The 14,719-nt window shown below is 69.6% G+C and carries 9 protein-coding genes; 3 read left to right on the top strand and 6 right to left on the bottom strand.

From position 1 onward, the window contains the following. Positions 1–8: 8 nt before the first annotated feature. Genes GobsT_RS27180 through GobsT_RS27170 form a run of 3 tightly spaced genes read left to right on the top strand, consistent with a single transcriptional unit; the run spans position 9 to position 5,319 of the window. A complete protein-coding gene (locus tag GobsT_RS27180; protein WP_029600999.1) occupies positions 9–1,250 on the top strand; it encodes an efflux RND transporter periplasmic adaptor subunit in 1,242 nt (413 codons plus the stop codon). Next, positions 1,247–4,858, top strand: coding sequence for an efflux RND transporter permease subunit (locus GobsT_RS27175; RefSeq protein ID WP_010042384.1), 3,612 nt, complete (start codon positions 1,247–1,249; stop codon positions 4,856–4,858). The genes GobsT_RS27180 and GobsT_RS27175 overlap by 4 nt, the downstream gene beginning before the upstream one ends. After that, the gene (locus tag GobsT_RS27170; RefSeq protein ID WP_010042386.1) at positions 4,855–5,319 is read left to right on the top strand and encodes a DoxX family membrane protein; all 465 of its coding nucleotides are present in this window, start codon (positions 4,855–4,857) and stop codon (positions 5,317–5,319) included. The genes GobsT_RS27175 and GobsT_RS27170 overlap by 4 nt, the downstream gene beginning before the upstream one ends. 239 nt (positions 5,320–5,558) lie before the next feature. On the opposite strand, the gene GobsT_RS27165 is transcribed toward GobsT_RS27170, so the two are convergent. The 6 genes from GobsT_RS27165 to GobsT_RS27140 form a co-directional block, all read right to left on the bottom strand. Further along, positions 5,559–8,087 (bottom strand): ATP-dependent Clp protease ATP-binding subunit, encoded by a 2,529-nt coding sequence (locus GobsT_RS27165; RefSeq protein WP_010042387.1) that lies wholly within the window; start codon positions 8,085–8,087, stop codon positions 5,559–5,561. 519 nt (positions 8,088–8,606) lie between these two features. Beyond that, on the bottom strand, positions 8,607–9,128 hold the full coding sequence (locus GobsT_RS27160) for a chemotaxis protein CheX (RefSeq protein ID WP_010052959.1): 522 nt from the start codon (positions 9,126–9,128) through the stop codon (positions 8,607–8,609). Between the two features lie 226 nt (positions 9,129–9,354). Continuing rightward, a complete protein-coding gene (locus tag GobsT_RS27155; RefSeq protein ID WP_010052958.1) occupies positions 9,355–9,798 on the bottom strand; it encodes a response regulator in 444 nt (147 codons plus the stop codon). A gap of 139 nt (positions 9,799–9,937) precedes the next feature. Next, positions 9,938–10,972, bottom strand: coding sequence for a protein-glutamate methylesterase/protein-glutamine glutaminase (locus GobsT_RS27150; RefSeq protein WP_109571458.1), 1,035 nt, complete (start codon positions 10,970–10,972; stop codon positions 9,938–9,940). Between the two features lie 90 nt (positions 10,973–11,062). Beyond that, the gene (locus GobsT_RS39020) at positions 11,063–12,601 is read right to left on the bottom strand and encodes a CheR family methyltransferase (RefSeq protein ID WP_010046945.1); all 1,539 of its coding nucleotides are present in this window, start codon (positions 12,599–12,601) and stop codon (positions 11,063–11,065) included. 76 nt (positions 12,602–12,677) lie between these two features. Further along, a complete protein-coding gene (locus GobsT_RS27140; RefSeq protein WP_010046943.1) occupies positions 12,678–14,675 on the bottom strand; it encodes a methyl-accepting chemotaxis protein in 1,998 nt (665 codons plus the stop codon). Positions 14,676–14,719: the final 44 nt, after the last annotated feature.

The following is a 14,719-nucleotide window of genomic DNA, read 5'->3' as shown; positions in this document are numbered from 1 at the left end:
GACCAAATATGACGATCCGTCAAAAAATGGCGGCCTGGATAGTGGTCGTCCCTCTGGTGATCGGCGTCGCAGTGTTCGCCCGGAGCACCCTCGTGGCCGTCGCGCAGTCGCGGAAACCGGCCGCCGTGGACCCGCCCCCCATCGCGGTTACAACCGTGCGGCTGAGCCCGGAAACCCTGACCCGGGCGCTCCGGTACAGCGGCACCGTGAAGGAGTGGCAGCGGGTCGAACTGTCGTTCCGGGTCGGTGGCACGGTGGAGGCGTTGCACCGCGTGGAACGTCCCGGCGGCGGTGACCGCGACCTGCACGAGGGCGACCGGTTCCCGGCGGGAACCGTGCTCGCGCGGCTCGACCCGGCCGACTACCAGCGGGACCGGGTGCTCGCCGCCGAGCGGCTCGCGCAGGCGGAGGCGAAGCTGGTGTCCGCGCGGGCCGACGCCGACAGCGCGAGCAAGGAGTTCGACCGCGCGCGCCGGACCCTGGAAGGCGGGGCCGGCTCGCGGGCCGACTTCGATACGGCCAAGTCCAGGGCAGAAACGACCGCGGCGAACGTGAACTCGGCCGCTCGCGAGGTCGATGGCGCGAAGGTGCAACTCGCCCAGGCCGACGCCAACCTCGCCTACTGTGCCCTGCGGATGCCCTACCCCGAGGGCACGATCGCGACCCGGTACGTCGAGGCCAACGAGCGCGTCGCCGCGGGGCAGAAGTCGTTCCAGGTGGTCGACCTGTCGAGCGTGCGGATCGCGTTCGGCGTGTCCGATTCGGTCGTCGGCCGGTTGACGCTCGGCGGCACGGTCGCGGTCACCGCGGACGCGCTGCCGGACGACCGGTTCCGCGGGGTCATCACCAAGATCGCCCCGACCGCGGACGCCCAGACGCGCACGTACCTCGTCGAAGTGCGCGTGGCGGAGCCGCGCGGCCTGCGGCCCGGGATGGTGGCAACCGCGACCATCGGCGAGGACCAAACGGCCACCCTGTTGCCGCTCGTCGCGGTCACGCGCGAGGCGGCCGGTGCGGGGCGGCTGGTGGCTTACAAGGTGGCGCGCGACGGCGACCGGGTCACCGCCCGCGCGTGCCCGGTGGAACTGGACGGCGTGCTCGACGCACGTGCCGCGATCCGCGCCGGCACGCCCGGCGGGTTGCGGCCCGGCGACGAGGTGGTGGTCGCGGGCGCGCCGCGGCTGTTCGAAGGCGCGGTTGTGAAGCCGCTCGGCAACCCGGCCGCGACCGGTTCGGAGGGCACCCGATGACCGCTTCTCAGTTCTTCGTCTACAAGCGCCCGGTCGCGTGGTCCCTGCTCCTCGTCACGATCGCGTGGGGGCTGTACTCGTACAGCCAGATGCCGCAGCGCCAGGACCCCCAAATCCAGATCCGCAGCGGGGTCATTATCACCCCGTACCCGGGCGCGAACCCGACGGACGTCGAGCAACAGGTGACGCGTAAGGTCGAGAAGAAGATGACCGAGAACCCGGCCGTCGAGCGGGTCAACTCGATCAGCCGGCAGGGGCAGTCGGTGGTGTTCGTCACGCTGTTCGACACCACCCGGAACGCGGAGCAGGTGTGGCAGGACCTGGCCGCGAAACTGGACGCGCTGGACGATCTGCCGAGCGTCGGCGGGCCGCCGCTCAGGCCGAAGCTCGATAAGGACTTCGGGGACACGGTCGCGGTGATGCTGACCCTCAGCAGCCCGCCGGTGTCGGACTTCGAGATCGACGAGCGGGCGCGGGTGATCGGCGGGGCGGTGTCCGCCGCCCGGGCGGGCCGCGCCGGCCCGCGCCTCAGCGGCGTGATCGTTCACCCAGCCGGGGTGTCGGCGGAGTTCGTCGAGCGGATGGGGCGGTCGCTGCTGCGGGCGCTGACCGAAGGCGGGGTCGCGACCGACGCCCAGTACGTCGCCGCGCTGGGGGCCGGGGTTCTGGACTTCCAGCTCGCGCCCGGGAGGACGGAGGCGGGCGCCCGCGCGGCCATCGAGGCGTGGGAGCGGGACGCACTCGGGAGCGGGACCGGGCACCCGGACGTGTGGCCCGGGGTGCTCGTCTCCGACCCGGCGCGACTCGGCCCCGCGCTCAAGGAGCGGGTGCGGTCGGTCCCGGGCGGGGTGGCGCGGTACACCTTCAAGCAGATGCGCGAGTACGCCGACCTGATCCAGGACCGGCTGCGGCAGTCGAAGTTCGTGGGCCGCATCGACCAGCTCGGCACCCAGGACGAGGCCGTCTTCCTCTACTACAGCAACCGCCGGCTGACCGAACTGGGGCTCGACCCGTCGGCCATCAACGCGCGGCTCGCGGCGCGGAACATCAACCTGCCCGGCGGCCAGGTCGAGCTGCCGGGCCAGACGCTCGCGGTGAAGCCGTCGGGCGAGTTCAAATCGGAAGCGGACCTCGGCGGCGTGCCGCTCGACGCGCGCCCCGGCTACCCGCTGTACCTGCGCGACGTGGTCGAGGTCGTCCGGGGGTACCAGGACCCGCCCCGGCAGCTCCACTACCGAACCATCAGAGGCGACGAACAACCCGGCCCGCGACGCGCGGTCACGCTCGCGGTGCGGCACATCAAGGGCACGCAGATCGCCGAGTTCGACGCCGACGTGGCGGCGAAACTGGACGCGCTCAAGGCCGAACTGCCCGACGACCTCCGGGTCGAGCGGACCAGCAACGAACCGCTCCAGGTCGAGAAGAAGATCCACCAGTTCGCGGACTGCCTGATCGAAGCCGTTCTGATCGTGGTGGTAGTCGCGCTGGTGTTCATGGAGTGGCGCAGCGCGCTGCTGGTGGCCGCGTCCATCCCCCTCGCGGTCGCGATGACCATCGGCCTGTGCCACCTCGTCGGCATCGACATCCAGCAGATCTCGATCGCCGCGCTGATCATCGCGCTGGGGCTCCTGGTCGACGACCCGGTGGTCGCGAGCGACGCCATCAACCGGGAACTGGCCGAGGGCCGGCCGCGCGACGTGGCCGCGTGGCTCGGGCCGCAGAAGCTGGCCCGCGCCATCCTGTACGCGACCGTCACCAACATCGTCGCGTTCCTACCGCTCCTGCTGATCGGCGGCGGGTCCGGGGAGTTCATCTACTCGCTGCCGGTGGTGGTGACCGCATCGCTCGTCGCCAGCCGCGTCGTGTCGATGACGTTCATGCCGCTGCTGGGCTACTACCTCCTGCGGGGCCAGAAGGGCTTGGCCGGCGCGCACCCGGACGAGCGGGCGGGGTTCGCCGGGCTGTACACCCGGGTCTGCCGGGCGTGCATCGCGCACCGCTGGCTGACGCTGTTCGCGGCCACGGCCGCGCTCGTCACCGGGGTGAGCTTGGTGCCGCTCATCGGGTCGGCGTTCTTCCCGAAGGACCTGCACAACACGTTCACGGTCAACGTGTTCCTGCCCGAGGGCACGTCCATCCGCGACGCCGCGGCCGAGGCCGAGCGGGTGACCCGGCTCGTCGACGCCGAAGCGGGGGACGAGGTGACCGCGTACACGACGTTCGTGGGCCAGGGCGGGCCGCGGTTCTGGCTGTCGGTGGTGCCCGAACAGCCGGCGCCGAACTACGCCCAGATCCTGGTCCACACCCGGGACGCGCACGCGACCGCGGCGCTGGCCGACCGGCTCAAGCTGGTCCTCCCGCCGCACGCGACCGGGCGGCTCACCGTCGAGGTGCTGGAGAGCGGCCCCCCCATCGGCGTGCCGGTTCAGATCCGCGTCTACGGGACGGACATCGCCGAGCTGCGCCGGCTCGGCGCGCAGGTGAAGGGTGTGATGCGGTCGATCCCCGGGACGGACAACATACACGACGACTGGGACCCGGACGCGCTGCAGTTCGGCCTCCGCGTGCGGCCGGACCGCGCCGCGGTGAGCGGGGTGACGAACGAGGACGTGGCGGCCGTCACCCAGGCCGGGCTCTCGGGCACCGCGGCCACGTACCTGCGCGAGCGCGACCGGCTCATCCCGATCGCCCTCCGGCTCCGCCCCGACGAGCGCGCGCGGACCGAAGACCTCGCGAACCTGACCGTGTTCAACAGCCAGAGTGGTTCCAAAGTCCCGCTCGACCAGGTGAGCGAGTTTAAGTTGGAGGCGGTCCCGCCGAAGGTGCTGCGCCGCGACAACGAGCGGTGCATGACCATCAAGTGCGACGCGCTCCCCGGCACGCTCCCCAGCGCGGTCGTGGACGAAGTCGAAAAGAAGTTGAAACCGGTGTCGGCCGAATGGCCCCCGGGCTACCGGTTCGCGGTCGGCGGCGAAAAGGAGGAGCAGGAAAAGGGGTTCAAGTCGATCGCGACGGCCGGGTTGGTGTCCATGCTGGCGATCTACCTGGCGCTGGTGGTGCAGTTCAACAGCCTCACCAAGCCGCTCTTGGTGTACGCGGCGGTGCCGTTCGGGATGGTCGGCGGGCTGATGGGGCTGCTCGCGTTCAACGTGCCGCTCGGGTTCTTCGCGGGGCTGGGCCTGTCCAGTTTGATGGGCGTGATCGTGAGCCACGTCATCGTGCTGTTCGAGTACATCGAGGAGGCGCACGAGAAGGGCGAGCCGGTCCGCGAAGCCGTCGTGGACGCGGGGCTGGCCCGGTTGCGGCCGGTGCTCGTGACGGTTCTGGCCACGGTCGGCGGGCTGATCCCACTGGCACTCAAGGGCGGGCCGCTGTGGGAGCCGCTGTGCTACGTGCAGATCATCGGCCTGCTGGTCGCGACGGGCGTCACCCTGCTGCTCGTCCCGGTGCTGTACGTGGTGTTCGTCGAAGATCTGGGGCTGGTGCGGTGGGACGCCACGGGCACGCACGCGGACGGCCCGCCGCCCCTCGACGAACACGGACTGCCCAAAGAGCCGCCGCACGGCCCTGACCCGGCGACCAACACTCACTCGGAGCAACCGCAATGATGTTCATCGAATCGGCATTTCAGCCCGACCTGCGCTACCGGCGCGGCCCAGTCGCGGTGTGGGGAACGGGGCTGCTCGTCGGCCTGCTGTTCGTGGTCGCGGGGCTGACGAAACTGCTCCCCGGTGTGCGGCCGCAGTTTGACCAGTGGGGGATTCCCGCCTGGGTGCGTCTGCTGGTCGGGGCGGCCGAGTTCGTCGGCGGGGTGCTGTTCTGCCTACCCAGAGCGGGCGCGGCCGGGGCCGGTCTCCTTGGCGTCTTGCTCGCATCCGGTGTTGGCGCGTACTTCGTGCTCCGGCCCGATGAATTGCCCTTTCCGCTCGTTCCGGTCATGCTCTTCGCGCTCGTGGCTCTGGTCACTTGGGGCCGGGCGCGACTCGCGTGGTGGTGCCGGTACGCGGCGGCTCTGGATCGGTTCACGGCCCGCGAGGTTGGTAAGAGCGGCCCGGGGAGGCGGCGATAAGCGCCGATCCCACGCGCCCGACCTTTGGGCCGGTGCTGAACTGTCGCCCGGTCGCCGCGTACCGCGCCTCACGAACCGGGGTAGCTCCGGCAGCACCGGTATTCGTCAGCGTGTACCGGGACCGCCCGCCGAACCGGGACGGGGGCATTGATGCCCCGCTCACGCGACAACCCTTGAAACGAAAAAGGCCCGGCGTCGTGAGACGCCGAGCCTTCACGCTGTCGCTTCCGAGCGGCCGGTCACGGCTGCGCCGCGGCCACCGCCGCGGGGGTGCCGGTCTCGAAGCCCAGCTTCTTCTCGCCGTTCTCCTCAACGATCTTCACCGTCAGCACGTCGGTCCCGTGGAACGTGCCCTTCAGCAGCTCCTCGGCCAGCATGTCTTCGAGGTACTGCTCGATCGCGCGGCGCAGCGGGCGGGCGCCGTACTCGGTGCTGGACCCCTTCTCGATCAGGTAGTCCTTGGCCTCTTCCGTGACGTTCAGCGTGATGCCCTTCTCGGACAGCCGCTTCGCCACCTTCGACAGCTCCATCTCGACGATCTGCTTGAGGTCCTTGTTGGTCAGCTTGCGGAACACGATGATGTCGTCCAGCCGGTTCAGGAACTCCGGCTTGAACTCCTTCTCCATCCGCCCCTTAAGCTTCTTCTGCATCTCCAGGTAGCTCACCTCCGCGTCCCGCTGGAGGTGCTTCGTGAACCCGGACCCCATCACGTTCTGGTCGATGATGACCTCGGCGCCGATGTTCGTGGTCAGGATCAGGATGGTGTTCTTGAAGTCCACCACCCGGCCCACGTTGTCGGTCAGCCGCCCCTCTTCCATGATCTGGAGGAGCATGTTCCACACGTCCGGGTGGGCCTTCTCGATCTCGTCGAGCAGCACCACCGAGTACGGCTTGCGGCGGATCTTCTCGGTGAGCTGGCCGCCCTCCTCGTACCCGATGTAGCCCGGGGGGGCGCCCACGAGCCGGGAAACGTTGTGCTTCTCCATGTACTCGGACATGTCGAGCTGCACGAGGTTGTTCTCGTCGCCGAACATGAACTTCGCGAGCTGCTTCGCGAGCAGCGTCTTGCCGACGCCGGTCGGGCCGGCGAAGATGAAGCTGCCGATCGGGCGCTTCGGGTCCTTCATGCCGGAGCGGCTCTTCCGCACCGCCTTCGCGATGGCGTGGATCGCCTCGTTCTGGCTGATGACGGTGTTGTGCAGCTCGGCCTCCATGTTCAGCAGCCGGCGGGTCTCGTCCTCGCCCACCTTGCGGAGCGGCACGCCGGTCATCTTCGACACGACCTCCGCGATGACTTCCTCGTCGACGACGCCGTCGGTCTCCTTGGCCTTCTCGCGCCACTGCTTGTGCTGCGTCTCTTTTTCCTTGCGCAGCTTCTCGGACTGGTCCCGCAGGCTGGCCGCCCGCTCGAAGTCCTGGTCCATGACCGCGGCTTCTTTTTCCTGGTTCAGCTTCTCGATCTTCTCGTCGAGCTCCTTGAGGTCCGGCGGCCGGGTCATGCCCTTCAGGCGGACCCGCGCGCCGGCCTCGTCGATCACGTCAATGGCCTTGTCCGGCAGGCAGTGGCCGGTAATGTACCGCTCGCTCAGCTCGACGGCGTGCTTGAGCGCGGCGTCGGTGATCTGCACCCGGTGGTGCGCCTCGTACCGGTCGCGGAGCCCTTTGAGGATCTCGATCGTTTCCGCCATCGACGGCGGGTTGACGATGATGGCCTGGAACCGCCGGGCCAGCGCCGCGTCCTTTTCGATGTACTTGCGGTACTCGTCGAGGGTGGTGGCCCCGATGCACTGGATCTCGCCGCGGGCCAGCGCCGGCTTCAGCACGTTGCTGGCGTCGATGGCGCCCTCCGCGCCGCCGGCGCCGACGAGCGTGTGCAGCTCGTCGATGAACAGCATGGTGTTCTTCGCGCGGCGCACCTCGTTCATCACCGCCTTGATGCGCTCCTCGAACTGGCCGCGGTACTTCGTGCCCGCCACCATCATCGCGAGGTCGAGCACCACGATCCGCTTGTCGCGGAGCAGCTCGGGCACGTTCTGGTCGACGACCAGTTGCGCGAGCCCTTCCACAATCGCGGTCTTGCCGACCCCGGCCTCGCCGAGGAGGACGGGGTTGTTCTTCTGGCGGCGGCTCAGGATCTGGATCACGCGCTCGATCTCGGCCTGGCGGCCGATGACGGGATCGAGCTTCCCTTGGCGGGCGAGTTCGGTCAGGTCGCGGCCGAAGCTGTCGAGCGCCGGCGTCTTGGACTTGTTGCGGCCGGCGCGCTCCGACGGGCTACGATCGCCGCCCTCGCGCCCGCTGCTGCCTTCGGATTCGTTCGGCATGTTATGGCCCAACAGGTTCAGAACTTCTTCGCGCACGTCTTCGAGCTTGAGGCCCAGGTTCATCAGAACTTGAGCGGCGACGCCCTCCTGCTCCCTTAAGAGGCCCAGCAGGAGGTGTTCGGTTCCGACGTAGTTGTGGTTCAGGTTCCGGGCTTCTTCGATCGAGTACTCGATGACCTTCTTGGCCCGCGGGGTGTGCGGCAGCCGCCCCATCACCACCTGCTCGCCCCCCGGCCCGTGCTGGACGATCTTCTCGACCTCCAGCCGGATCTTGCGCAGGTCGATGTCCAGGTTCTTGAGCACGTTGGCCGCGACCCCGGAGCCCTCCTTGACGAGACCGAGCAGGATGTGCTCGGTCCCGATGTACTCGTGGTTGAAGCGCTGCGCCTCCTGGTTGGCGAGCTGCATCACTTTCCGGGCACGATCCGTGAATCGTTCGTACATCGACGCCGTCTCCCGCGATTGGGGATGAATCTGTGCTACGGCCGTCCCGCGGCGGCTTCACCCCATCATATGCCGTCCGTGTCGCGGCACCAACCGGGGCAAGGCGTTAGACGTCTGCGGTTCCGGTAGGGGTCGGGCGGGTGGGAGGAGGGCGTCCCGCGTCGGCCGGACGGGTCCGGGGTGAGCCGGACGGATGGGTGACAATCTGCGGAATTCTAGGGCGGCGCGCGCGGCGAATCAAGGCAGGCACGAAAGTGTTACTGCCCGACTACGGCCGCACGCATCGGCTCGCGCGGCCGGCTTCTCCCAGGGTTATCAGGAGCGACAACCGAGTGCGGAAGCCGGCGGCAGTGTGAGGTGCGAAACAGAACCGTGACATTCGCTTCGGGCCGTTCGATTCAGGGCACTGGCGTTCCGACCGGCACGCCATCCGTCCGGCACCTGCGGTTCGGCACCGCTCCGCGATCGTGCTCGGCCGGCGCGCCCGACCGGCCGAGCACGATCGCGGAGCGGCTCAACTCACCCCGGTTGGCGGAAGGTCAGCCCGTCGATTCGGTCGCTCACGAGATCGAACCAGCAGCGCCCGTCTGCCCCATCAAACAGCAGCCGGCTCGGTGCGGTCCCGTGCGGGACCAGGGCGGCCGCGTCCGCACTTCGGATCGACGTGGGGAGCGACATTTGCGCCTTGATCCCCTTGGCGTGGAGGCGCGCGGTGACGTCACCCGCGATCACGTTCACGATCTCGCCCACCAGGTCGCCCATGTCCTGGCTGTCGAACGGGATCTCGAACCCGGCGAACGCCTTGGCGATGGCGACCGCCGACGCCTCGGGCAGCACCACCGCGAACGCCCACGGGGTGTCCCCGAGGAACGAGATGGCGCTCATGATTCCGGCGCCGCCCGACCCTTCATCGCCCGCCGCGTCGGGCACGTGGGTCAGGCCGCACGAAGTCGTGAGGAACGCGGTCGTGGCCTCCCGAACGGCCTGTGTGATGGCCTTCGGGAACGCGTCGGTTGCGGCCGATGATATCACTTCGGGCATGGAGTCGGGTCTCCGGGAGCACCCGGCGGTCCAGGGCCGGGCGGTGGGTAGATGCGGGCAACGCTTCGGCCTTCCGGCGACGGCAAGCAAGAAGGGGCCGCGGCGGTCGCCGGCGCCGGCCGGCAGAAACCCATGCCCGGCGGTTCCAGATCCCCCAAGGCCGCGCCGATGTCCGGTGAGTGTGTTCCGGTGTCGGCGCGTTGCCGCTGCCTTCGGGAGCGGGACACTAGCTCAGCAGGCCCGAAAAGAACCCGCCTTGCTTTTCAGCCGGCGCCCGGCTGCTGAGCACCTTGTTGACGTACTTTTCCAGCTTCACCTTCATGTCTTCCGGGGTGAACGGCTTGCAGATGTACGAGTCGGCGCCGGCCTGGTTCAGCGCCTCTTCGATCTTGGCCATCGTCTGCTCGCTGGTCACCATCACCATCGGGATGTGGAACGCCGTGCCGGTGGCCCGGGCCCGCTTCACGAACTCGACCCCGTTCATGTTCGGCATGTTCCAGTCGACGAAGCACATGTCGATCTTGGTCGGGTCGAACTTGGTCAGCGCGTCGGCCCCGTCCGACGCTTCCGTGAACTCGAACGTCGCCAGCCGCGACATCTTGAGGGCGTTCATCACCATGTTCCGCATGACGCGGGAGTCGTCGACCACCAGGGCACGAATCGTGGACATGTCACCATCCTCCGGGAAGAGCTAACGGGTTCGGTTCCTACACGGGTCGCGAGCGGTGCCGATCGCGGTTAAACCTGACATTCCTGATCGAACGTTGTGGTGCAAATTTGCCCGCCCGCGGGCCGGGCGGGGCCGCGGCTCACGTGATCGCCGCGGCGGTCCGGAGCAGGTGCTCGGGGATGCGGTCGAGCGGGAGCACCTGCGCCGCGCCGCCCAGGGCGATCGCCTCCTTGGGCATCCCGAACACCACGCACGTCGCCTCGTCCTGGGCGATCGTGTGGGCGCCGGCCCGGCGCATGGCGGCCAGCCCGCGCGCCCCGTCGTCGCCCATCCCGGTGAGGATGGCCGCGGCCGCGTTGGTCCCCAGCTCGCGGGCGCACGACTGGAACAGCACGTCCACGGACGGGCGGTGCCGGCTCACGGCCTCGCCGCCGCGCACCCGGGCCACGGTCATCGCCCCGCTCCGGGCGACCTCGAGGTGGAAGTTGCCCGGGGCCAGCAGCACGTGCCCGGGCACCACCCGGTCGCCGTCCCGCGCCTCGGACACGCGGACCGCGCACAGCCGGTCGAGCCGCGCGGCGAACGACTTGGTGAACCCCTCGGGCATGTGGATCACCGCCACGGTGCCCGGGGCGTCGGCCGGGAACGCGCTGAGGACCGACACCAGCGCCTCGCACCCGCCGGTCGAGGCGCCGATCGCGATCACCTTGTGGGTGGTGCGGAACCCGGCGGCGGCCGGGGCGCGGGCCGGCCCCCCGGCCGCCGCCGGCCGGGGGGCGCGGCGCTGCACCCGCGCCCGTGCGGCCGCCTTCACCTTCGAGACCAGCTCCCCGGCCAGGGCCATGGTCCCGCTGGTCATGTCCAGCTTCGGCTTGGTGACGAAGTCCACCGCCCCCAGCTCGAGCGCGCGGAACGTCGTCTCGCACCCCTTCTCGGTGAGCGACGACACCATCACCACCGGCATCGGGCGGTTGCTCATGAGCTTCTCGAGGAACGTCAGCCCGTCCATGCGGGGCATCTCGACGTCGAGCGTGAGGACGTCCGGCTCCACCTGCTTGATCCGGTCCCAGGCCGTGTACGGGTCGGGGGCCGACCCCACCACCTCCATCGTGGGGTCGGTCCGGAGGATGTCGGTCAGCAACTGCCGCATGAGCGCGGAGTCGTCTACGATCATCACTTTCGTGCGTGCCACTTGTGAGCCTCGTGCGTGAGCCTGCGGGGCGGGGGCGCGGCCGCCCCGCGGATACAGGGGTCGGTTCGCGGATCAGAACAGCGTGATGTCGTCGTCCGGCGGCGTCTCGACGCGCTGCTGGATCTGGCGGCCGAAGTCCTTCTCGCGGGCGGTGACGGCGGGCAGCTCGCGGGACGCCAGCGGCTTCGCCTGGGCCTGCCCGGTGTGCGGGTAGAACCGCACCAGCCGCCCGCTGTTGCCGCCCAGCGACTGCCCCACCAGCGGGATCCCCTCGGTCTCGAGGAACTTTAGTACGAACTCGGCGTTCCGCTCGCCGACGTTCATCGTCGGGGCGTCCACGTTGAGCACCTTGCCACCGCCGAACACCTTGGCCCGCAGCCGCGCGCGGTCCCCGCCCTTCTTCATGATTGCGGTGATGAGCAGCTCCATCGCGTACGCGCCGTACCGGGCGTTGGCGCCGTCGTCCGCGCTGCCGCCGGGCAGTGAGAAGTGGTTCATCCCGCCGACCCCGGTTTCGGGGTCCCACAGGCACGCGGCCACGCACGACCCGAGCAGCGTCTTGATGACCGCCGGCCCGCGGGTCGCTTGCACCTCACCCAGGATGATGCTGTGCTCCTCTTCGGGCCGGGCCTTTGCGGCCGCCGGGGCGGGTGCGGCGGGCGCGGCGGGCGCGGCGGGCGCCGGCGGGCGCGGCTCGGCGGGCCGCGCCGCAGCGGGCCGCGGCGCGGCGGCCGAGGTGAGCTTGCGGGCGGGGGCCGAAGGGCCGGCCCCGCCGAACTGGTACACGGTGCCGCCGAGCGGGACGAACGTGTCGCTCAGCCAGTGAATGTTCTCCGAGTGACCCATGAACAAGTATCCGCCCGGCTTCAGCAGCGTGGCGAACCGTTTCAGCAGCCTGTCCTGGGTGTCGCGGTCGAAGTAGATCACCACATTTCGGCAGAAAATGGCGTCGAACGGCCCGCGCACCGGCCAGGTGCCGGCGGTCAGGTTGATTTGGCGGAACGTGAGCACCTCGCGCAGCTCGGGCCGGGCCGCGACCTTGCCGGCGTTGGCCCCGGTGCCGCGCAGGAAGTGCCTGCGGAGCAGCTCCGGGCTGATGCCGGAGGTGCGATCGGAGTCGTACACCCCCCGCTCCGCGTGCGCCAGCACCTGCGTGTCGATGTCGGACGCGAGGATCTTCACGTCCCAGCCCTCTTCCCGCGGGCACGCGTCCCGCGCCGTCATGGCGAGCGTGTACGGCTCCTCGCCGGTGGAACTGGCCGCGCACCAGATCCGCAGCCGCCGCCCGGCCAGCTCCGGGACCACGGTGTCGCGCAGGAAATCGAAGTGGTGCGGCTCGCGGAAGAAGTCGGTTTTGTTCGTGGTCAGGCAGTTGATGAATTGCTGGCGCTCGTCCGACCGATTGCCGTCGCGTACCGCACGCAGGTACTCGCCGTAGGACCGTAACCCCAGCGCGCGGAGCCGCTTGGCGAGCCGCGACGCGACCATGTCGTGCTTCGACGGGCTGAGGCTGATCCCGGTCTCCTGGTACAGGTAGGCGCGGATCCCCTCGAATTCGTCCGAGGTGAGTGGGAAGCCGGCCGCGGTTTGCTTCGGTTCGGGCTGAGGCATGGGCTACTTTCGCTCCGGAGGTACGGAAGAGATGGCGCCGGGCGGTGCTCGCCCGGGGCGGCGGACGGGGTTACCGCTAGAAGTCGGTGAACCCGTCCGAGCGGCCGGACGAGTCGCGTTCGTGGCCGCTGCGGGCGTTGTTTCTCGACTGAGCAACAAGGGCGCGCGGCCGGCTGTTCCTGCCGGCCGGCTGCGATTGAACCGCAGCCGGGTGCCCGTTGTTGCCGAGCTTGAACCGTGCGACGAGGTCGCGGAGCTGGGCCGCCTGGTCGGTCAGGGACTGGGCCGTCGCCGACAGCTCCTCGGTCTGGCCGGCGTTCCGCTGGGTGACGATGTCCATCTGGCTGATGGCCTTGTTCACCTGCTCGATGCCGACCGACTGCTCCTTGCCGGCGGCGGCCATCTCGGTGACGATGTCGGTGACCCGCTTGACGCTGGTCACGATCTCGGCCAGCGTGTCGCCCGACCGGTTCACCAGCTCCGTGCCGGCCCCCACCTTCTTGACGCTGTCCTGGATCAGCCCCTTGATCTCTTTGGCGGCGGTGGCGGACCGCTGGGCCAGGTTGCGGACCTCGGTGGCCACCACCGCGAACCCGCGGCCCTGTTCGCCGGCGCGTGCGGCCTCGACGGCCGCGTTCAGGGCCAGCAGGTTGGTCTGGAACGCGATCTCGTCGATGGTGGTGATGATCTCCGCGATCTTCTTGCTGGACCCGTTGATCTCGCCCATGGCTTCGACGGCCCCGCTCACCACCTGACCGCCGCGCTCGGCGACCTCGCGCGACCCGCCGGCCAGTTGTCGCGCCTGCTGGGCGCTGTCGGCACTGTGCTTGACGTTGGATGTGATCTGTTGCAGGGTGCTGGCGGTCTCCTCCAGGCTGGACGCCTGCTCCTGGGCCCCGATGGAGATTTCGTCGCTGGCGGCCGCCAGTTGGGCCGACGCGTCGGCGAGTTGCTCCGACACCTCCCGCACGCCTTCGAGAGCGGTCCGCACCGACAGCACGGCCTGGTTCAGCGCGTGAGCCATGCGGCCCACATCGTCGGTCCCCAGGTCCGGGGTCGAGGCCGTGAAGTCGCCCGCGGCCAGGGCATCCACCGTCTTGATGATCACGGCCACCTTCTCGCGCAGCAAGGCCGAGGCCGCCATGTCCCGTTCGGCCCGCTGGCGCTCGGCCTCGGCCCGCTCGCGCTCGGCGGCGTTCTCGCGTTCGACGCGCAGCCGCTCGGCCTCGGCCCGCTCGTGGTCGACCCGCAGCCGCTCGGCCTCCGCGTTTTTGGCGGCCACCAGGGCGCCGATGGCCGTGTTCAGCGCCGCCGCCAGGCGCCCGACCTCGTCCCCGGAGCGAACGGTTGCGGTCGAACTGAGGTCGCCGCGCGCGACCGCTTCCAGCACGTGCACGGTGCCCCGCAGCGGGCGCGTGACCGAGACGGACAGGAGCAGCCCGAGCCCGACCGCCGCGACCGTCGCGGTGATCATTACCGCCCACAACTCACGGCGGAGTTCGCCGGCGCGCCGCTCGGACTGGGTCTGGGCCTCCCGCGCCTGTTCTTGTTGTGCCGTGATCATCTCGGTGAGCGTGCCGTTCAGCCGGGAGGCCGAACTCGCCCACTCTTTCATCATCGCGTCTTCGGCGGCGGCGTTTTCTTTCGCCTTGGCGTGGCCGACGATCTTGTCGTGGTCCCTCTGCCAGGCCGCGAGGGCGGTTTCGAACTGCTTGAACAGTTGTTCGTCTTGCGCCGAGCGGGGGAGGGCCGCGTACTCCGTGACCCCGGCGCGGATCGTGGCCCAGCCGTCGATGAACTTCTTGTACGTGTCCTGGCAGCGCTTGTCGTCGTTGCGCAGCAGGGCCAGAATCAGGATGCGCTCGGACCGCTGCACGGCGAGCACCGCCGACCGGATGTTGTCCAGGTGGATGAGCGACGGGATGGTGTCGGTGTTCGCGAGCTTGAGCTGGGCGTTCGTCGTCTCGTTCGCCGTGAGCCCGCGGAGCCCGATGAGGAAGCAGGCCGTCGCAACGAGGAGAAAACCGGCGATCAGCCGCGGGCCGATGTTCACCCGCATGACGAGACCGAGCATGAAAGTTCTCGCTGTATGCGCCGGTGCCCGTGGGCGTGCGTGTC

The sequence above is a fragment of the Gemmata obscuriglobus genome, from assembly GCF_008065095.1.
GTDB classification, from domain to species: Bacteria; Planctomycetota; Planctomycetia; order Gemmatales; family Gemmataceae; genus Gemmata; species Gemmata obscuriglobus.
This window is presented reverse-complemented; position numbering and strand designations above follow the sequence as displayed.

What these genes read in the sequence shown, in the direction of transcription:
- GobsT_RS27155 (WP_010052958.1), bottom strand. Translation starts at nt 9,798, where the DNA reads ATGTCCACGATTCGTGCCCTGGTGGTCGACGACTCCCGCGTCATGCGG.
- GobsT_RS27180 (WP_029600999.1), top strand. Translation starts at nt 9, where the DNA reads ATGACGATCCGTCAAAAAATGGCGGCCTGGATAGTGGTCGTCCCTCTG.
- GobsT_RS27175 (WP_010042384.1), top strand. Translation starts at nt 1,247, where the DNA reads ATGACCGCTTCTCAGTTCTTCGTCTACAAGCGCCCGGTCGCGTGGTCC.
- GobsT_RS27160 (WP_010052959.1), bottom strand. Translation starts at nt 9,128, where the DNA reads ATGCCCGAAGTGATATCATCGGCCGCAACCGACGCGTTCCCGAAGGCC.
- GobsT_RS39020 (WP_010046945.1), bottom strand. Translation starts at nt 12,601, where the DNA reads ATGCCTCAGCCCGAACCGAAGCAAACCGCGGCCGGCTTCCCACTCACC.
- GobsT_RS27140 (WP_010046943.1), bottom strand. Translation starts at nt 14,675, where the DNA reads ATGCTCGGTCTCGTCATGCGGGTGAACATCGGCCCGCGGCTGATCGCC.
- GobsT_RS27170 (WP_010042386.1), top strand. Translation starts at nt 4,855, where the DNA reads ATGATGTTCATCGAATCGGCATTTCAGCCCGACCTGCGCTACCGGCGC.
- GobsT_RS27165 (WP_010042387.1), bottom strand. Translation starts at nt 8,087, where the DNA reads ATGTACGAACGATTCACGGATCGTGCCCGGAAAGTGATGCAGCTCGCC.
- GobsT_RS27150 (WP_109571458.1), bottom strand. Translation starts at nt 10,972, where the DNA reads ATGATCGTAGACGACTCCGCGCTCATGCGGCAGTTGCTGACCGACATC.